This is a genomic window from Kribbella sp. NPDC104740 (assembly GCF_055583505.1).
On the sequence record NZ_JBVJNV010000010.1, the window covers coordinates 218,838 to 238,652 of the forward strand.

The following is a 19,815-nucleotide window of genomic DNA, read 5'->3' on the forward strand; positions in this document are numbered from 1 at the left end:
GTCCCCGGGGACCGGGGGTAGGCGTCAGTAGCAGTAGTCCATCGTGGCCTACCGCGTCGCGCAAGTATGCACGAGGGTTCCGTGACGTGTCCGGTATCCGCGTGCCGTGGACCGAGCGTGTCCGCTCCCACCGGGCTCCGGAGGCGGTTTTCCACACTCGGGGGGACGCAAAGTAGAACGCATTCCGAACAGGTGACAGGATTGCTAGGAGTACCGACTAGTGCTTGGCAGGATCGACTAGACAGAACGGCAGGACACCGTGGCTTCCGGACACGAACCACCAGCCATCATCACCGAGGGGATGCCGACCCAGCTCCCCGACATCGACCCCGACGAAACTCGTGAGTGGGTCGAATCGCTCGACGCCGTGCTGGACGAGCGTGGCAAGGCGCGAGCGCGCTACCTGATGCTCAAGCTGATCGAGCGGGCCCGGGAGCGACAGGTCGGCGTACCGGCTCTGCGGAGCACCGACTACATCAACTCGATCCCGCCCGAGCGCGAGCCGTGGTTCCCCGGTGACGAGCACATCGAGCGCCGGATCCGGGCCTTCATCCGGTGGAACGCCGCGGTGATGGTCTCCAAGGCCAACCGCAAGGGCCTGGAGGTCGGCGGCCACATCGCCACCTACCAGTCCGCGGCGAGCCTGTACGAGGTCGGTTTCAACCACTTCTTCCGCGGCAAGGACCACCCGGGCGGTGGCGACCAGATCTTCATCCAGGGTCACGCCTCCCCCGGCATGTACGCCCGGGCGTTCCTCGAGGGCCGGCTCACCGCCGACCAGCTTGACGGGTTCCGCCAGGAGGTCTCCCGCGGTCCGCACCAGGGCCTGTCGTCGTACCCGCACCCGCGCCTGATGCCGGACTTCTGGGAGTACCCGACGGTCTCGATGGGTCTGGCGGCGCTGGACTCGATCTACCAGGCCCGGTTCAACCGGTACCTGCACAACCGCGGCATCAAGGACACCAGCGACCAGCACGTCTGGACGTTCCTGGGCGACGGCGAGATGGGTGAGCCGGAGTCGCTCGGCGCGATCGGCCTGGCCGCCCGCGAGGAGCTCGACAACCTCACCTTCGTGATCAACTGCAACCTGCAGCAGCTGGACGGCCCGGTCCGTGGCAACGGCAAGGTCATCCAGGAGCTGGAGGCGTTCTTCCGCGGCGCCGGCTGGAACGTGATCAAGGTGATCTGGGGCCGGGAGTGGGACGCGCTGCTCGCGCAGGACCACGACGGCGCGCTGGTGAACAAGATGAACACCACCCCGGACGGCCAGTTCCAGACCTACTCGGTCGAGTCCGGCGAGTACATCCGGAACAACTTCTTCGGCGGCGACCAGCGGCTGCAGCAGATGGTCAGCGGCCTGTCCGACGACGACCTGCGCAAGCTCCCCCGCGGCGGTCACGACTACCGCAAGGTGTACGCCGCGTTCAAGAGCGCCAAGGAGCACGTCGGCCAGCCGACCGTCATCCTGGCCCAGACCATCAAGGGCTGGACGATCGAGGCGCTGGAGGGCCGCAACGCGACCCACCAGATGAAGAAGCTGACCTCGGACGACCTGAAGATCTTCCGCGACCGGCTCTACCTGCCGATCGAGGACAAGGACCTCGAGGACGCCTACAACCCGCCGTACTTCCACCCCGGCACGGACTCGCCGGAGTACCAGTACATGATGGAGCGGCGGCGCCAGCTCGGCGGCTTCCTGCCCGAGCGCCGGGTCAAGCCGAAGACGCTGACGCTGCCCGGCGACAAGGTCTACGCGCCGCTCAGCAAGGGCAACGAGAAGACCCCGGTGGCCACCACGATGGCGCTGGTCCGGCTCTTCCGCGACCTGATGAAGGACCCGGAGATCGGCGACCGGATCGTCCCGATCGCGCCGGACGAGTACCGCACCTTCGGCATGGACTCGATGTTCCCGACGGCGAAGATCTACTCGCCGCACGGGCAGCAGTACGAGTCGGTGGACCGCGCGCTGCTGCTGTCGTACAAGGAGTCGGCCCAGGGCCAGCTGCTGCACGAGGGCATCAGCGAGGCCGGCGCGATGGGCTCGATGATCGCGGCCGCGACGGCGTACGCGACGCACGGCGAGCCGATGATCCCGTTCTACATCTTCTACTCGATGTTCGGGTTCCAGCGCACCGGTGACTCGCTCTGGGCGCTCGGCGACCAGCTCGGCCGGGGCTTCCTGGTCGGTGCGACGGCCGGCCGTACGACGCTGACCGGCGAAGGTCTGCAGCACGCCGACGGGCACTCCCCGCTGCTCGCCTCGACGAACCCGGCGGCCGTGCACTACGACCCCGGGTTCGCCTACGAGGTCGCGCACATCGTCAAGGACGGGCTGCGCCGGATGTACGGCTACGGCCTGGACAAGGACAAGCCGTACGGCGAGGACGTCTTCTACTACCTGACCGTCTACAACGAGCCGGTCGCGCAGCCGGCCGAGCCGGAGAACCTCGACGTCGCGGCGCTGCTCAAGGGCATGTACCGCTTCAGCGAGGGCCAGGCCGAGGCCGACGCGCCGCGGGTCCAGCTGCTCGCCTCCGGCGTGGCGCTGCCGTGGGTCCGCAAGGCCCAGCAGATCCTCGCCGAGGAGTACTCGGTGGCCGCCGACGTCTGGTCGGTGACCTCGTGGAACGAGCTGCGCCGCGACGCGATCGCCGCGGAGGAGCACAACCTGCTCCACCCCGACGAGGACGAGCGGGTGCCGTTCGTCACCGAGCAGCTGAAGGACACCAAGGGCCCGGTGGTCGCGGTCAGCGACTTCATGCGCCAGGTCCAGGACCAGATCTCGCGCTGGGTCCCGAACGACTACACCTCGCTCGGTACCGACGGCTGGGGTCTGGCCGACACCCGCGCGGCGGCGCGCCGGCACTTCCACGTCGACGCCGAGTCGGTGGTGGTGGCGACGCTGGAGATCCTCGCCAAGCGCGGTGACGTGAAGCGCGAGGTGGCCGCCGAGGCCGCCCGCAAGTACCGGATCGACGACCCGACCGCGGTCGCCGGAGTGCAGCAGGAGGGCGCCGGCGCCTGACCGGTGCCCTGCCCGGGCCGTCCACCGTTTTCGGTGGGCGGCCCTTTGCATATGTACGCCCGCCGCCCGCCGGGTTGGGTAAATCGCCCGACGCGGCCGCCCGGGCCGCGTCCCTAGCGTCGGAGCATCAGCCACGACGAGGGGACAGGGCGATGTTCACCGAACGGATCGAGACGGTCGTCATCGGCGCCGGGCAGGCCGGCCTGGCGACCGGGTACCACCTGCGCAGGCGCGGGCGGCAGTTCGTCGTACTGGACGCGAACGCGCGGATCGGCGACAACTGGCGGGCCCAGTGGGACTCCCTGCGGCTCTACACGCCCAGGCGGTACGACGGCCTGCCGGGCCTGCGCTTCCCCGGCGCCGGCTGGTCGTACCCCGGCAAGGACGAGGTCGCCGACTACCTGGAGTCGTACGCCGAGCGCTTCGACCTCCCGGTCCGGACCGGTACGACGGTCGACCGGCTGGAGCCGGCCGACGGCGGCTTCGCCGTCACCACCGGCGACCGCCGGATCCTGGCCGACAACGTCGTCGTTGCCACCGGCACCTTCGGCCGGACGCCGTACCTCCCGGACTTCGCGGTCGACCTGGACCCGGCGATCCGGCAGCTGCACTCGAGCGAGTACCGGCGGCCGAACCAGCTCAAGGACGGGCCGGTGCTCGTGGTCGGCGGGTCGCACTCGGGCACCGACGTCGCGTTCGAGGTGGCGCCGACGCACCCGACGATCCTCTGCGGCCGCGACCCCGGGCAGATCCCGGTCCGGCTGGAGAAGAAGGGCGCACGGCTGTTCTTCCCGGTGTTCGTGTTCGTCGGGACGCACGTGCTGACCCGGCGGACGCCGATGGGCCGCAAGGCGCTCAGCGAGATCCGTTTCCACGGCGGCCCGATGCTGCGGGTGAAGCGCGAGGACCTGCTCGAGCGCGGAGTCGAGCGGGTTCCCGAGCGGGTCGTCGGCGTCCAGGACGGGCTGCCGGTGCTCGCCGACGGACGGGTGCTCGACGTCGCGAACGTGGTCTGGTGCACCGGGTTCCGGCAGGTGTTCGACTGGATCGACCTGCCGGTGATCGGCGCGGACGGCTGGCCCGAGGAGTCGCGCGGCGTGACGCCGTCGGCGCCCGGCCTGTTCTTCTGCGGGCTGTCGTTCCAGTTCGCGTTCACCTCGATGACGCTGCCGGGGGTCGGGCGGGACGCGGAGTACGTCGCGAAGCAGATCGTCGCGCGCTCCGGCGTACGGCGTACGGCGGCTGCCGCCTGAGGCTCCACGCGCGTACTCTCGGCAGGAGGGGGCGGATACGCGATGGGGATCGTCGACGATCTGGAGCGGGCCCGGAAGGCCTTCGAGCGCCGGGACTGGGCGATCGCGTACGACCGGCTGGCGACCGTCGACGACCTCGGTCGCGGCGAGCTCGGGCCGGACGACCTGATGGCGCTCGGCACCGCGGCGTACCTGGCCGGGGACGACGACGCCTGCATCCGGGCCCTCCAGCGCGGCTACCAGGCCGGGATCAGCAGCGGGGAGACGCTGTGGGCGATCCGGTTCGCGTTCTGGCTCGGGCTGGTCTTCGACCTGCGGCGCGAGGCGGCGGTCGGCAGCGGGTGGATCGCGCGGGCGCAGCGGCTGCTGGCCGAGCAGCCCGATGACCTGGTCGAGCGCGGGTACCTGCTGATCCACGAGTTCTTCCGGCACCTCGAGCGGCAGGACTTCCCCGGCGCGCTGCGGGTGGCGACCGAGCTGACCGCGCTGGGCCGGCAGTTCGGCAGCGACGACCTGCTGGCGCAGGGTCTGGTCTGCCAGGGCCGGCTGATGATCTTCGCCGGCCAGGTCCCGGAGGGGCTCGCGCTGCTCGACGAGGCGATGGTCACGGTGGCCGCCGGTGAGCTGTCGCCGGTCATCGGCGGGATGGTCTACTGCGCGATGATCGAGGCCTGCCAGGAGGTGCTGGACTTCGGGCGGGCGTCGGCCTGGACCAGCGCGCTGACCAGGTGGTGCGACAGCCAGCCCGGGCTGGTCCCCTACACCGGCCAGTGCGCGGTGCACCGCGGCCAGATCCTGCGGCTGCGTGGAGCCTTTGCTGAGGCGCTGGAGGAGTTCGACCGGGCCTGCCGCCGGTACGCCGCGCTGCACTCGCAGATCGCCGCAGGACTCGCTTTGAGCGAGCGCGGGGACGTGCTGCGGATCAGGGGTGAGCTGGTGCTCGCTGAGACCGCCTACGAGCAGTCCTCGGGCTATGGCTACGAGCCGCAGCCCGGGCTGGCGCTGCTGTGGCTGGCGCGCGGCCGTACGCCGGCAGCGCTCGCTGCGATCCGCCGGCTGCTTGCTGAGACGCCTGGACCGGTGCAGCGGTCGCGGCTGCTGCCTGCTGGAGTCGAGATCCTGGTAGCCGGTGGGTGTCTGGACGATGCTGAGCTGGCGTGCACCGAGCTGTCGGAGATCGCTGCTGCTTTCGGCTGCAGCGGGCTGCGTGCGATGGCGGCGTACAGCGCTGGGCTGGTCGCGCTGGCCGCTGGGGATCCGGAGCGGGCGCTGCCGCAGGCTCGGCTGGCTGTCGAGGTGTGGGGTGAGCTGCAGGCGCCGTACGAGGTGGCGCGGGCTCGGGTGCTGGTCGGTCGGGCGTTTCGGTTGATGCGTGACGAGGACTCTGCTGCGGCTGAGTTGGGGGCTGCGTTCCAGGCGTTCAGTTCGCTGGGGGCTGCTGGGTGTCGTGAGGATGCGGGCCGGTTGCTGCACCGGCCGAACGCTGGTGGGTTGACGCCTCGGGAGGTCGAGGTGCTGCGGTTGGTGGCTGCGGGCAACAGCAACACGGCCATCGCTCAGCAGTTGGTGCTGAGTGAGAAGACCGTCGCGCGGCATCTGTCGAACATCTTCACGAAGCTGTCGGTGCCTTCGCGGACGGCGGCGGTCGCCTCCGCTCGGGAGCGGGATCTGCTGTGAAAACCTGGTGAGGGTGTGGTGGGTGCGGAACTAGGCTTTGCGGCATGCCTGAGCTGATCGCGCCGACCGTTGCGTTGCGGGACTCCTGGTTGGAGTCGTCTGCTGAGTGGGGAGCTGATGCGCAGCACGGTTCCGGTGTGCACGAGTCCGACGATGTCGGCAGCGTCGAGGGGTTCGGGGCGTGGGTCGAGCGGCTGCGGCTGGAGAGCGACGAGACGCGCGAGCTCGCGCCGGGGCGGGTGCCGGCGGCGTACTGGTGGATCGTTGACGACGGCAAGTACGCCGGCGCGATCACGCTGCGGTTCCGGCTGAACGAGAAGCTGCTCGACGGCGGCGGGCACATCGGGTACGGCGTACGGCCGTCGGCGCGTCAGCGCGGTCTGGCGACGTGGGCGCTGGGGGCTGTGCTCGAGCGGGCGCGGGAGCGTGGGATGGAGCGGGTGCTGGTGACCTGCGACGACGACAACGCTGCGTCGGCCCGGACGATCGAGCGCAACGGCGGGGTACTGGAGGACGTCCGGGAGACGTGGCTGGGACTCACGCGGCGGTACTGGATCACGCTCTGACACGGCCCGGGTGGCCCGTCCGTTCGGGCACCGTCTACCGTCGAGTCGATCTGTCGTCGATCTACGGGGAGTAGTCGAGCGTGTCGGAAACGCAGCAGGAGAAGACCTTCTTCGGGCACCCGCGTGGGCTGATGACGCTGTTCACCACCGAGCTGTGGGAACGGTTCAGCTACTACGGGATGCGCGCGATCCTGCTGCTCTACCTGACCGACCAGGCGCACGGGCTCGGCCTCGGGCAGTCGCTGGGCGAGGCGGTCGTGTCGATCTACGGCGCCTCGGTCTACCTGCTGTCGGTGCTCGGCGGCTGGTTCGCCGACCGGGTCTTCGGCGCGCGCCGGACGGTGCTGTACGGCGGCGCGGTGATCGTCTCGGGGCACATCCTGCTCGCCGTACCGGTCGAGGGACTCGCGTACGCCGGGATCGCGCTCGTTGCCCTGGGCACCGGTCTGCTGAAGCCGAACGTGTCGACGATGGTCGGGACGCTCTACGAGGACGGTGACGAGCGGCGGGACTCGGCGTTCTCGATCTTCTACATGGGGATCAACATCGGCTCGTTCAGCGCGCCGTTCGTGGTCGGCTTCCTGCGCCGCGAGTTCGGGTTCCACGTCGCGTTCGCGGCGGCCGCGGTCGGGATGACGCTGGCGCTGGTCGCCTACGTGCTCGGGCGGCGCACGCTGCACGGCCGCGGCGACGCGCCGCCGAACCCGCTCACCGCCGAGGACCGGCCGGCGATGCTGCGCGTCACCGGCGCCGTCGTCGCGCTGCTGGTGGTCGTGTTCGCGGTGTCGGCCTGGCTCTCCGGCGGGATCGGGCCGAAGCCGGTCGTCGACGCGATCTCGTACCTGTGCTTCCTGGCGCCGATCGCGTACTTCACGATGCTGCTGCGCAGCCCGCTGGTGACGCCGACCGAGAAGCAGCAGGTCCGGGCGTACATCCCGCTGTTCGTCGCGGCGATGCTGTTCTTCATGCTCTTCGAGCAGGCCGCGACGACGCTGACCACGTTCGCGGCCGACCGGACGTCGCTGGAGCTGGTCGGGATCTCGATCTCGCCGGAGTTCTTCCAGTCGGTGAACCCGTTCTCGATCATCGTGCTCGCGCCGGTGTTCGCCGCGGTCTGGATCAAGCTCGGCGACCGTGGACCGGGGATCGGGCAGAAGTTCGCGACCGGGCTGCTGCTGGCGGGGATCTCGTTCGCGATCATGGCCGTGGCCTCGGCCGTGACGGGTGACGGGCTGGCTTCGCCGCTGTGGCTGGTGCTCGTGTACGTCGTACAGACGCTGGGCGAGCTGTTCCTGTCCCCCGTCGGGCTCGCGGCGACGACCGTGCTCGCGCCGAAGGCGTTCCTGAGCCAGATGATGGCGCTGTGGTTCCTCGCGCCGGCCGCGGGGCAGGCGATCACGGCGCAGCTGGTGCAGGCGACCGAGGGGGCGTCGGACACGGCGTACTTCGGTGGGCTGGCGGTGGTGACGATCGTGTTCGCGGTGGTGCTGTACTTCTTGTCGCCGTGGATCCGGCGGCACGCTCGGCGCTGAGTCGCGGTCGCGGCGCCGTTCACTCTCACGGGGGAGCCGAATCCCCCACGTGGGTGAGGTTTTCGCGGCTTTCGCCTTGCAATCTTGCAGCATGAGCGAGAGACCTGTGGAGCGTCCAGCCGGACGGGCTGTGGTGAGCCGGGCTGCTGATTCCCGCGCGACCGAAAGGCCTGTGCCGCGGTGGGCCGAGTGGCTGGCGCACGCGATCCCGTTCCTCGTACTGCCGTCCGGGCTGTGGCGCCTCGGGCTGGTCGCCGGCTTCTCGATGGGCATGCTGGACGACGCCGGCCGCCCCGCGCAGCTGTACGGCTGGGGCGAGCACGTGTACATCGTGTGCCTGACCCTGTTCTCGGAGGCTGTCGCGCTAACAGCGTTCGGGCTGGTGCGACGATGGGGTGAGGTCGTTCCCGCCTGGATCCCGTGGATCGGCGGGCGCCGAGTGGCCCCGTACGCCGCGATCGTGCCCGCAGTCCTGGGGAGCCTGGCGCTGATCGGGATCTGGACTTTCGGCTTCCGCGACGCGTTCAGCGGAGACTGGCTACCGTTCAGCAGCGACGCAGCGGCGGTGCTGATGATCGCGTCGTACGCGCCGTTGAACCTGTGGGGCCCGGCGTTGCTAGTGCTGACCTGGGCGCACTACCGGCGCCGGGTGAGCGGCGCCCGGCAGGAACGCGTGGCGGCGTCATGAAGGTGAACTACTGCTCAGCACACCAACCTCGCCCACACCCCCAGCCGCTCAGCACGCCACCTCCCGCACGTCCCAAGCCGCACAGCACGCCAACCTCGCCCACATCTCCAGCCGCTCAGCGCGCGAACCCTCCGCAGATCCCCCGACCGCTCAGCACGCCACCTCCCGCACACCCCCGACCGCTCAGCACCCCAACCTCCCGCACACCCCCAACCGCACAGCACCCCAACCCCGCCCACACCTCAACCGCTCAACGCGCGGACCTCGCGGCCGAGCCGAGCAACAGCGACGGGCAGACGGTGATCCCACTGGTCCACAAACTCCCGGCCGCTGCGGCCTCAGCCACAGACGACCCGCCCGGCCGCATCACCGCCGACCTGCGGTGTGCCAGCCGCCTCACCGCCGACCCGCGGTGGGCCAGCCGCATCAAGGCCGACCCGACGCGGGCCGGCCGTGAGCGAGCCGTGGGCTCAGCGGGCCCGGGGTCGCGGCTTGAGCCGGGTACCCGGCAGCGGCGGCGCAGGGAGCGGGTCGCCGTCATAGCCCGGAACTACAGGGAACCGCGCCGACCCACCAGCCTCGACCGAAGCCATCCAATCATTGCGCGCAGCAACGACCTCCTCATGCGAGCGCCCGATGAAGTTCCACCACATCACCAGCTGCTCCTCGAACGGCTCACCGCCGAGCAGCAGCAACCGGGCGCCGTCGACCGACGCCGTCAGGTCGATCGCCTCCCGGCCGGTCCCGAAGTACGCCATCTCGCCGAAGCCCGGCGCGACCTCTCCCGCACTCACCGACCCGTCGACCACCAGGACGGCGTACTCGAACTCCGGCGTCAGCGGAACGCTCACCGTCCGCCCAGGCTCGATCGTCAGATCAGCGCCGACGAGCGGCGTGTACGCCGGCGCCGGCGACGTGACGCCCGCGACGGTCCCGATCATCACCTGGCCGCGGGCCCCGTCGAGCTTGAGCACCGGCAGGTCGGCGTACGCGTTGAAGGTCGGGGTGACCGTGTTCCGCGCCGACTCGGGCAGGGCGACCCAGAGCTGCGCGCCGTGCAGCGTCGGAGGTGCCGAGGGCAACGAGATCTCCGAGTGGGCGATCCCCGGGCCGGAGGTCATGATGTTCAGCTCACCCGGGCGGACCATCGCGTGCGAGCCGGCCGAGTCGCGGTGCTCGATCTCGCCCTCGAACAACCAGCTCACCGTCTGCAGGCTGGTGTGCGGGTGCGGCGGCACGAGCATGCCGCGCTCCCCCGGTACGTCGTACGAGTCGACCCGCTTGGTCAGGTCGTCGGGCCCGTAGTGGTCGGCGAAGCACCAGGCGCCGACCATCCGGCGATTCTTGTTCGGCAGCAGCCGGCGGACCTTCGTCGTCCGCCCGAGCACCACCTGCCGCGGCTCCAGCAGCTCCAGCACCGGCCCCTCGGCCACGGCCCCTTCGCAGACGACCTCGGCCGGATCCTTCTCCAAGTCGCTCATGCCACGAGTATGGACTCCAGCACCCCAGGCGTGATCCGGTAGGCACACCCAACCCCGGAGGCCCCCGTGCACGACGCCCTCGATCTCCGCGACCTCGTCCCCGACGAAGCCGAACAACTGGCGAGCGCCGGCTACCCCGTAGGCGACCTCCAGGCGAGAGCCCGCCTCGCCGCGGCCGCAGGAGACCTCACTCAACTGGCGGCCATCGAAGCGGATCTAGCAGCCCTGCGCCGGGACCCGGACTGGCCGCACGAAGAACCAGAACCCACGCTGCTGACCCCGGCCAGCCCGGGCGAGGCCGCGCGGGCATCGGCCAGCACGGGCGAGGCCGCAGGCGCACTGGCCCTCGATGCCGCCGTACAGGACGAGCCCGCCGAGCGCGGCCCAGCCAGGTCGGGCGACGCCGCAGGCGCGTTCCAAATGGTGGAGGCGCCAAGTCGCGCGCACTCGCCCCAGGCTCTGGCCGACAAGATCCGTGGCGCCTGGCTCGGCCGGTGCGTCGGCAACACCATGGGCAAACCCGTCGAAGGCCTCAGTCGCGCCGACGTCCGCACCTACCTCGAGGCCGCCGGCGACTGGCCCCTCACCGGCTTCGTCCCGTACGTCGCCGCACCCCCGCCCGGCATCACTCTCCACCCGTCCGCCGTCGAGGCCTCCGCCGGCCGCTTCACCGCCGTACCGCGCGACGACGACCTCGACTGGACGATGCTCGGCCTCCACCTGCTCGAGACCTACGGCCGCGAGCTGCACACCGAGGACGTCGCCCGCGAGTGGCTCGACCGGATGCCGTTCACGCAGACGTACACCGCCGAGCGCGCGGCGTACCGCAATCTCGTCCACGGCCTCCGCCCACCGGACACGGCGACCACCCGAAACCCGTACCGCGAGTGGATCGGCGCCCTCATCCGCGTCGACGCCTACGGCTACACCAACCCCGGCAACCCGACCGAAGCCGCCCGCCTGGCGCTGGTCGACGCGAGCCTGTCGCACACGGCGAACGGCCTGTACGGCGCCCAGTGGGCCGCCGCCCTCGTCGCCCAAGCGCTCGTCGCCGACTCGATCACCGACGCGCTCGGCACCGCGCTGACCGTCATCCCGCCACGCTCCCGCCTGGCCGACAGTCAGCGCGCCCTCCTCGACCTGCACGAACAGGGCTGTACGTCGGACGACGCCCTCGACTGGATCGACGAGACCCTCCCGTACAACTGGGTCCACACGATCAACAACGCGGCGATCATCACGACGGCGCTGCTCTGGGGCGGCGGCGACTACGTCCGCACGCTCGCGCTGTGCGTTGGCGCGGGCCGCGACACCGACTCCAACGGCGCGACGGTCGGCTCGGTCTTCGGCGCCCTCCACGGCGCGGCGGCGATCCCAGAAGAGCTGGCGACCGCAGGCAACGGCGTGGTCCGCTCAGCCGTCCGAGGCTTCGACCGCATCACCATCGACGAACTCGTCGACCGAACGATCGCCCTGACCGGCTAGCCACACTCGCCCGCAGCTCATCACCGATACGTCGAGTCACCAACCGGATCTTCCGGCCGCCCGCACGTTGCGCCTCGTGCGCACCGGCGACCCAACCGGCGTCCGGGCGGTCCTCAGCTGTTCGTCCACTCCAACAACTGATCCATGTCCCAGGTGTTCACCACGTTCTCCGGCTCGACCCCGCACTCCTCCGCGCGCTCACACCCGTACGGCTGCCAATCAAGCTGCCCGGGCGCGTGCGCATCGGTGTCGATCGAGAACTGACACCCCGTTTCGACCGCCAGCGTCAGCAACCGCCGCGGCGGATCGAGCCGCTCGGGCCGCGAGTTGATCTCCACCGCCGTACCGAACTGGCGGCACGCCTCGAACACCACCTCGGCGTCGAAGTCCGACTCCGGGCGGGTCCCCCGCCCGCCGGTGACCAGGCGCCCGGTGCAGTGGCCGAGGATGTCGACGTGCGGGTTGGCGATCGCCTTCACCATCCGCTCGGTCATCGGCTCGGACGCCATCCGGAGCTTGGAGTGCACGCTCGCGACGACGACGTCGAGGCGAGCCAGGATCTCGGTGTCGCAGTCCAGCGAACCGTCGTCGAGAATGTCGACCTCGATCCCGTTCAGGATCCGGAACCCGTCGTACTCGTCGGCGAGCTTCTTGTTGATCTCCGCGACCACGTCGAGCTGCTGCAACCGCCGCTCCCGCGACAGCCCGTTCGCGACCGTCAGCCGCGGCGAGTGGTCAGTGAGCGCGATGTACGAGTGCCCGAGCCGCGCGGCAGTCCGCGCCATCTCCTCGATCGGGCTGCCACCGTCGGACCAGTCCGAATGCAGATGCAGATCGGCCTTCAACGCCGTCCGCATCGCCGTCCCCTCCTCGGTCAACGCCGACGCGCCCTGCTCCAGCTTCGTCAGGTACGACGGCACCGCCCCGTCCATCGCCTCGAGAATCACCGCCTCGGTCTTCGGCCCGATCCCCGGCAACTCGGTCAACGTCCCCGCCCGCTTCCGCGCCCGCACCTCCGACGCCGGCAACGCCTCGATCGTGTCCGCCGCCCGCCGGTAAGCCTTCACCCGATGAGTCGGCTGCCGGTCCCGCTCCAGGAAGTACCCGATCGCCCGCAGCGCCTCAACCGCCGCCACCACCCCAGCCTTGTCACTCATCCCCCCATCATGGCGGGTCCCACGGACCATTCCCGCGCAACCAGCCCACCCCGAGGCGCCGGCGCCTGCGCTTGGGCGGCGGCCGGCAGCAGGTCGAGATGGCCCATGTGGCAGGCGGTTTCTACCACACCGACGCCAACCCACGCGGCGACCGGTTCGACGCCAATCCACGGGCCGGCCACCCCGCACCGCACCACCTTGCCGACCTGCACCACTGATCAACCGCGCGTGCAGCGTGCGACACGCCGGTCGACACGCGCTCTACTGCATGCCAGGTGGCGTTGATCAGTGCTGCAGATCGGCTGCGTGCCAGCGGGCGGCGACCCCGCACCACACCAAGCAGCAGACCTGCAGCACGGGCGGCCACCCCGCAGTGCAGCAACTCGCGGACCTGCATCACTGACCAACCAGCCGCACAGCGGCCGACACGCCGCCGACACGCCGGTCGGCGGGGTGCCGGGTGGTGGTTGGTGAGTGGTGGATGTCCGCCGCGTCGCGCGAGCCACACCAGTCGAGCGCCGGGCACGGCGCGCTTGAGCGCGAGAGCGCGAAGCACGGCGAGGTTGCCCGCGGGGCAGAGCGCGGTGAACTGGCGCACCCGGACGCACCGCGGTGTGGGGTCGCGTGGCGTGGTGCGGGTGTCGCGTGGTGTGGTGCGGGCGTCTTGTGGGTAGTGCGCGTGGCGTGTGCGGGCGTCGCGTGGTCTGGCGGCGTGGCACGGCGCGGGCGTGGGGTGGCGCGCCGTGGGCGTCGGGTGGCGCGCGTCGTGGGCATGGGGTGGTGTGGGCGTGGCGTGGTGCAGGCGTCGCGCGGGGTGCCGCGCGTGCACGGTGTGGGCGTCGCATGGCGCGGTGGGCGCCGCGTGGGCGCGCGGGCGCGGCGTGGCGTCGCGAGGTAGGGGCGTCGTGTGGAGCGGCGTTGCGGCGCAAGAGGTGGCGCGGGTGCGTTGGGAACGTGGGCGCGGCGAAGGCACGGTGTGGCGGGCGCGGGTGCGGCCGACGGTGTCGGCCTGGCGCGACAGGTGTTGCGCGCTGCGCCACCTGTCGCAGGCGGAGTCCCGAAGGTTCGCGACGTGCAGCATCCACTAACCAGCAGCACAGCGGCGACACCCCGTCGACACGCCGGTCGGCGACGCGACCGGCGGAGGGTGGTGGGTGGTGGGCGTCCGCCTGATCGCCGTGTCGTGAGGGGCCTCGGGGGGCGGCGCTGGGCGGCAGCCTGAGGACGTGGAGCTGCGCAGTGTCTGGCGCAGGCGGAGGACGTCGGGCAGCGCGGTGTCTGGCGCAGGTGGAACCCGGGGACTCGCGACCTGCACCACTGTCCAACCAGCAGTGCGGCGGCGGCACGCCGTCGACACGCCGGGCGGCGAGGCGACCGGCGGGGGATGGTCAGTGGTGGGTGTCGGATGCTCGGCGGTGAGTGGGCGGCGGTTCGCCGGGTGGGCCGGATGGCGGTTCCGTGTCGCGGCGGCGGGCTTGCACCTGATCGTCGAGTTGGGTCCGTAGGCCGGGTGGCGGCTGCGTGTCGGGCGGCACGGTTGCGCCTGATCGTCGCGTTGGGTCCGTGGGCCGGGTGGCGGCTGCGTGTCGGGCGGCACGGTTGCGCCTGATCGTCGCGTTGGGGTCGGGTGGCGGCTGCGTGTCGGGCGGCACGGTTGCGCCTGATCGTCGCGTTGGGTCCGTGGGCCGGGTGGGGGCTTCATGTCGGGCGGCGGGATTGCCTAGTCGTCGGGTGGTGGCCGCGGGTCAGCCCGTGCGGGCGGCGGTTATCGTCGGGGCGTGGCGAAGGTGAAGGGGCACACAGCGCGGGCTGAGCGGTTGCAAGGGGCGACCGGGGCTCTGGCCACTGCGGCGATGGCTGCCATGGACGAGGAGCTGCCCTGGTTTCGGACGCTTTCGGCTCAGGATCGGTCGTGGATCGGGCTGGTGGCGCAGTCGGGGATCACGGCGTTCGTGGACTGGTTTCGGGATCCGGAGGCGAACTCTTCGATGCCGACGCGGATGTTCGGGTCGGCGCCGCGGGAGTTCACGCGGGTGATCAGCCTGCATCAGACCGTGGAGTTGCTGCGGACGACGATCGAGATGATCGAGAACACCATCGGGGATCTGCTGCCGGAGGATGATGTGCCGGCGGTGCGGGAGGCGATGCAGCGGTATGCGCGGGAGGTGGCGTTCGCGGCGGCGACCGTTTACGCGCAGGCCGCTGAGATGCGGGGGGCGTGGGACGCTCGGCTGGAAGCGCTGGTGGTCGACTCGGTCATTCGTGGGGAGGCCGACGAGTCGGTCAGGTCGCGGGCTTCGGCGCTCGGGTGGACCGGGGCCAGTGGGTCGTCCGAGGTCGCCGTCGTGGTGGGGCGCGCGCTCGAAGGTGAGTCCGGTACGGCGAACGTCGCGGACTCCGTGCGGGCGGCGGCGCGGGAGGCCGGCGCGGACGCGTTGTGCGCGATGCAGGGCGACCGGCTGGTCGTGGTACTCGGTGGTACGAGTAAACCTGTGGAGATCGTACAAAATCTGGCCGGCTGGTTCGGACCCGGCCCGATCGTCGTCGGGCCGGTTGTCAAGGACCTGATGTCGGCGGTCACGTCGGCGCGGGCGGCCGTCGCCGGGCTCCGCGCCGCACCTGCCTGGCCGGGCGCTCCGCGGCCGGTGCAGGCCGACGAGCTGTTGCCCGAGCGCTCCTTGTCCGGTGACGGTCACGCCCGCCGCCAGCTCGCGACCGACGTCTACGGCCCGCTCACGTTGGGCGACGGGGTCCTGCTCGACACCGTCAGCGCGTACCTCGACTCCGGCGGATCGATCGAGGCGACCGCCCGGACGATGTTCATCCACGCCAATACTGTCCGGTACCGGCTGAAGCGTGTGGGCGAGATCACGGGCTACGCGCCGGGCAACCCCCGCGACGCTTTCACGTTACGTGTCGCACTGGCACTGGGCCGCCTGCTCAACCCCGAGCCCGGTTCGCACGTTTTGTAGGATCTCCACAAAGTCCAGGCAGTAGAATTCGTGCTGCTTTGTAGCCCACGAACGGCTCGGCTCAGGGAGAGTTGTCACGTGCTCGTCATCGTCGCGCCCGGTCAGGGCGCTCAAGCCCCAGGTTTCCTCGAGCCGTGGCTGGAGGACCCAGTCTTCGAGAACCGGCTGCACTGGCTGTCCGCGGTCGCCGGTCTCGACCTCGCCCACTACGGCACCAAGGCCGACGCGGACACCATCCGCGACACCGCGATCGCGCAGCCGCTGCTGGTCGCCTCCAGCATGCTGGCCGCGCTGGCCGTCTTCCCGCACCCCGGTGACGCGTTCCAGAAGATGGGCGCGCTGGCCGGGCACAGCGTCGGCGAGATCGCCGCGGCGGTCGGCGCCGGCGTGATCAGCGCCGAGCAGGCGATGGTCCTGGTCCGCGAGCGCGGCAAGGCGATGGCCTCGGCGGCCGCGCTGACCCCGACGTCGATGACCGCCGTCCTGGGCGGTGACCGGGACGAGATCCTGGCCAAGCTCGACCAGTACGGGCTGACCCCGGCCAACGACAACGGCCCCGGTCAGATCGTTGCCGCGGGCACCGTCGAGGAGCTGGCCGCGCTGGCCGCGGACCCGCCGGCCAAGGCCCGGCTGATCCCGCTGTCGGTGGCCGGCGCCTTCCACACCCGGCACATGGAGCCCGCTGTCCAGACCCTGGCCGGGTACGCCAACTCGATCACCACGCACGACCCGCGGACGCGGCTGATCTCGAACCGCGACGGCCAGGTCGTGCACGACGGCCGCGACGTGCTGCAGCGGCTGGTCCAGCAGGTCAACGCGCCGGTCCGCTGGGACCTGTGCATGCAGACGATGGCCGACCTGCAGGTCACCGGCATCCTGGAGATGACCCCGGCCGGCACGCTGACCGGGATCGCGAAGCGGGCGCTGAAGGGTGTCGAGACGTTCGCGCTGAAGACGCCGGACCAGCTCGACGACGCGCGCGCGTTCGTCGACAAGCACGGCAGCCCGTCGGAGATCGACGCCTCGCCGACCTGGCGGCTGCTGGTCGCGCCGATGAAGGGCACCTTCACCCGTGAGGCGCAGGTCAAGCGGGAGACCGGCGACGCGGTCGAGGCCGGCGAGGTGGTGGCGACGGTGAAGAGCCTGCGCGACGAGCTCGAGGTCCGCGCGCCGCACGGCGGCATCGTGGTGGAGTGGCTGGTCGAGGAGGGCGACCCGGTCGCCCCCGGTCAGCCGCTGGTCCGGTTGCACCCCAGCGGAGGGAACTGACATGACCGGCACGATCAGCACCGTTCAGGGTGCGCAGCACACCGCCGTCCTGGGCCTCGGCTCGTACCGGCCGCGCACGGTCGTGCCGAACTCGGTGATCCTGGAGCAGATCGACTCCAGCGACGAGTGGATCCGGACCCGGTCCGGGATCCGCGAGCGGCGCTGGGCCGAGCCGGACGAGACCGTGCTGATGATGTCGGTCGAGGCCGCCAAGGAGGCGCTGCGCGACTCCGGGATCGACCCGGCCCAGATCGGCTGCGTCGTGGTCGCCACCGTCACGCACCTGTACCAGACCCCGGCGATCGCGACCCGGATCGCGGTCGAGGTCGGCGCCCCGACCGCCGCTGCGTTCGACATCTCGGCCGCCTGCGCAGGCTTCTGCTACGGCGTCGCGATGGCCAGCGACCTGGTCCGCGGCGGCAGCGCGAAGTACGTGCTGGCGATCGGCGTCGAGCGGCTCAGCGACATCACCGACCGGACCGACCGCAGTACGGCGTTCATCTTCGCCGACGGCGCCGGTGCGGCCGTGATCGGCCCGTCCGACGAGGCCGGCATCGGCCCGGTGGTGTGGGGCTCCGACGGCACGCAGCACGAGCTGATCAGCCAGAAGGAGTCCTGGCAGGAGGCGGCCGGCAGCTTCAACTGGCCGCACCTGACGATGGACGGCAACCCGGTCTTCCGGTGGGCGGCGTTCGAGATGGCCAAGACCGCGCAGCAGGCGCTGGACGTGGCCGGCGTGACCGCCGACGACCTGGACCTGTTCGTGCCGCACCAGGCCAACATGCGGATCACCGACGCGATGCACCGCTCGCTGAAGCTGCCCGACCACGTCAAGGTGGCCCGCGACATCGAGCGCCAGGGCAACACCTCGGCCGCGTCGATCCCGCTCGCGATCAGCGCGATGCGCGAGAGTGGCGAGGCGAAGAGCGGCGACCTGGCGCTCATCATCGGCTTCGGAGCCGGGCTGGTCTACGCCGGCCAGGTGATCCGGATCCCGTAGTACCCCTCAGATGTCCGGGGCCCCGGTCCCGGCGTACCAGCAGTAGCAGAATCCGAAAGGGAAACCACACAGATGGCCAGCACCGAAGAGATCCGCAGCAACCTCGCCGAGATCGTCAACGAGATCGCGGGGATCCCGGTCGAGGACGTCCAGCTGGACAAGTCCTTCACCGACGACCTCGACGTCGACTCGCTCTCCATGGTGGAGGTCGTGGTGGCCGCCGAGGAGAAGTTCAGCGTGAAGATCCCCGACGACGAGGTCAAGAACCTGAAGACCGTCGGCGACGCGGTCGCGTTCATCGAGCGCGCCCAGAACGGCTGATCGAGTCCTTCTCGATCGTGCTGGCCGTGTGCGCTCACCGGCCCCTCGCGGGGTCCGGTGAGCGCCGGCCGGCTCCCTCGCACCACCGCCGAGCCCGTACGCCGGCGTCCCGCACCCAGTTCTCTCGCCGAAGGATGAGGTAACCATGTCGAAGACCCGAGTCGTGATCACCGGGCTCGGAGCGACGACCCCGGTCGGGGGCGACGTCGCCAGTACCTGGGAAGGCCTGCTGGCCGGCCGGTCCGGCGCCAAGCTGCTGACCGCCGACTGGGTCGAGGAACTGCCGGTGAAGATCGCGGCGCCGGCCGCGGTCGAGCCGACCGAGATCATCGAGCGGGTCAAGGCCCGCCGCCTGGACCGCAACGCGCAGTTCGCCGTGGTCGCCGCCCGGGAGGCCTGGAAGGACTCCGGCCTGGCCGACGTCGAGCTGGACAAGACCCGCCTGGGCGTCGCGATCGCGACCGGGATCGGCGGCCTGCTCACCACGCTGACCAACTACGACGCGCTGCGCAACGGCCCGCGCCGGGTCTCGCCGCTGGCGATCCCGATGCTGATGCCGAACTCCGCCGCCGCGAACGTCGGCCTCGAGCTCGGCGCGCTCGCCGGTGTCCAGACCCCGGTCTCGGCCTGCGCCTCCAGCAACGAGGCGATCTCGCTGGCCGCCGACCAGATCCGGCTCGGCCGCGCCGACATCGTCGTCGCCGGTGGCGCCGAGGGGTCGATCGCCGGGCTGCCGCTGGCCGCGTTCGGCCAGATGATGGCGCTCAGCAAGCGCAACGACGACCCGGAGCGCGCGTCGCGTCCGTGGGACGTCGACCGCGACGGCTTCCTGCTCGGCGAGGGCGCCGGCGTCCTGGTCCTGGAGACCTACGAGCACGCGGTCGCCCGCGGCGCGAAGATCTACGCCGAGTTCGCCGGCTCCGGCATCACCGCCGACGGCCACGACATCGTGCAGCCGGACCCGACCGGTTCGGGCGCCGAGCGCGCGATGCTGATGGCACTGCGCGAGGGCGACCTGGCCGCCGGCGACATCGTGCACATCAACGCGCACGCGACCTCCACGCCGACCGGTGACGTCGCCGAGGCGATCGCGATCCGCAAGGCGCTCGGCAGCGCGACCGACCACGCGATCGCGACCGCGCCGAAGTCGATGGTCGGTCACCTGCTCGGCGCGGCCGGAGCGGTCGAGTCGATCGCGACCGTGCTGGCACTGCACCACCGCGTCGTACCGCCGACGATCAACCTGGACAAGGTGGACGACGGCGTCGACCTCGACATCGCCACCGAGCAGCGCAAGCTGGCCGACGGCGACATCGCGGCGCTGAACAACTCGTTCGGCTTCGGCGGCCACAACGTGGCGCTCGCGTTCAAGTCGGTCTGAGTAGTGAG

At 70.9% G+C, this 19,815-nt stretch carries 14 protein-coding genes; 12 read left to right on the forward strand and 2 right to left on the reverse strand.

The annotated features are described in order from the left end of the window. Positions 1-301: 301 nt before the first annotated feature. From aceE to ACZ6Z4_RS36535, 6 genes are all read left to right on the forward strand, one after another. Positions 302-3,025, forward strand: coding sequence for a pyruvate dehydrogenase (acetyl-transferring), homodimeric type (gene aceE, locus ACZ6Z4_RS36510; RefSeq protein WP_465576276.1), 2,724 nt, complete (start codon positions 302-304; stop codon positions 3,023-3,025). 152 nt (positions 3,026-3,177) lie between these two features. After that, positions 3,178-4,278 carry a flavin-containing monooxygenase gene (locus ACZ6Z4_RS36515; protein WP_465576096.1) on the forward strand — a complete coding sequence of 367 codons (1,101 nt, stop codon included), beginning with the start codon at positions 3,178-3,180 and terminating at the stop codon, positions 4,276-4,278. A gap of 42 nt (positions 4,279-4,320) precedes the next feature. Beyond that, a complete protein-coding gene (locus ACZ6Z4_RS36520; protein ID WP_465576101.1) occupies positions 4,321-5,955 on the forward strand; it encodes a helix-turn-helix transcriptional regulator in 1,635 nt (544 codons plus the stop codon). 44 nt (positions 5,956-5,999) lie between these two features. Further along, positions 6,000-6,521, forward strand: coding sequence for a GNAT family N-acetyltransferase (locus ACZ6Z4_RS36525; protein ID WP_465576105.1), 522 nt, complete (start codon positions 6,000-6,002; stop codon positions 6,519-6,521). 80 nt (positions 6,522-6,601) lie between these two features. Further along, positions 6,602-8,053 (forward strand): peptide MFS transporter, encoded by a 1,452-nt coding sequence (locus tag ACZ6Z4_RS36530; RefSeq protein WP_465576108.1) that lies wholly within the window; start codon positions 6,602-6,604, stop codon positions 8,051-8,053. Between the two features lie 91 nt (positions 8,054-8,144). Then, a complete protein-coding gene (locus ACZ6Z4_RS36535) occupies positions 8,145-8,741 on the forward strand; it encodes a hypothetical protein (RefSeq protein WP_465576111.1) in 597 nt (198 codons plus the stop codon). Between the two features lie 470 nt (positions 8,742-9,211). Here the strand turns inward: ACZ6Z4_RS36535 and ACZ6Z4_RS36540 are convergent, their stop codons facing one another. After that, positions 9,212-10,222: a pirin family protein gene (locus ACZ6Z4_RS36540; protein WP_465576115.1), complete on the reverse strand. Its 1,011-nt coding sequence runs from the start codon at positions 10,220-10,222 to the stop codon at positions 9,212-9,214. A 66-nt stretch (positions 10,223-10,288) separates the two neighbouring features. Between ACZ6Z4_RS36540 and ACZ6Z4_RS36545 the strand changes: the two genes are divergently transcribed. After that, the gene (locus ACZ6Z4_RS36545; RefSeq protein WP_465576118.1) at positions 10,289-11,707 is read left to right on the forward strand and encodes an ADP-ribosylglycohydrolase family protein; all 1,419 of its coding nucleotides are present in this window, start codon (positions 10,289-10,291) and stop codon (positions 11,705-11,707) included. Between the two features lie 113 nt (positions 11,708-11,820). Here ACZ6Z4_RS36545 and ACZ6Z4_RS36550 read toward each other — a convergent pair whose 3' ends face one another. Next, complete coding sequence (locus tag ACZ6Z4_RS36550; RefSeq protein ID WP_465576121.1) at positions 11,821-12,864, reverse strand: PHP domain-containing protein; 1,044 nt, start codon at positions 12,862-12,864, stop codon at positions 11,821-11,823. Between the two features lie 1,778 nt (positions 12,865-14,642). Here ACZ6Z4_RS36550 and ACZ6Z4_RS36555 point away from each other — a divergent pair. The 5 genes from ACZ6Z4_RS36555 to ACZ6Z4_RS36575 all read left to right on the forward strand — a co-directional run bounded on the left by ACZ6Z4_RS36555 (position 14,643) and on the right by ACZ6Z4_RS36575 (position 19,807). After that, positions 14,643-15,836 (forward strand): PucR family transcriptional regulator, encoded by a 1,194-nt coding sequence (locus ACZ6Z4_RS36555; protein WP_465576126.1) that lies wholly within the window; start codon positions 14,643-14,645, stop codon positions 15,834-15,836. A 78-nt stretch (positions 15,837-15,914) separates the two neighbouring features. Next, the gene (locus ACZ6Z4_RS36560; RefSeq protein WP_363674908.1) at positions 15,915-17,105 is read left to right on the forward strand and encodes an acyltransferase domain-containing protein; all 1,191 of its coding nucleotides are present in this window, start codon (positions 15,915-15,917) and stop codon (positions 17,103-17,105) included. A 1-nt stretch (position 17,106) separates the two neighbouring features. Next, positions 17,107-18,105, forward strand: coding sequence for a beta-ketoacyl-ACP synthase III (locus ACZ6Z4_RS36565; protein ID WP_465576129.1), 999 nt, complete (start codon positions 17,107-17,109; stop codon positions 18,103-18,105). Positions 18,106-18,177: 72 nt separating this feature from the next. Then, positions 18,178-18,426, forward strand: a complete 249-nt coding sequence (locus ACZ6Z4_RS36570) for an acyl carrier protein (RefSeq protein ID WP_077017127.1) — start codon at positions 18,178-18,180, stop codon at positions 18,424-18,426. A 145-nt stretch (positions 18,427-18,571) separates the two neighbouring features. Continuing rightward, positions 18,572-19,807: a beta-ketoacyl-[acyl-carrier-protein] synthase family protein gene (locus ACZ6Z4_RS36575; protein ID WP_363674904.1), complete on the forward strand. Its 1,236-nt coding sequence runs from the start codon at positions 18,572-18,574 to the stop codon at positions 19,805-19,807. Positions 19,808-19,815: the final 8 nt, after the last annotated feature.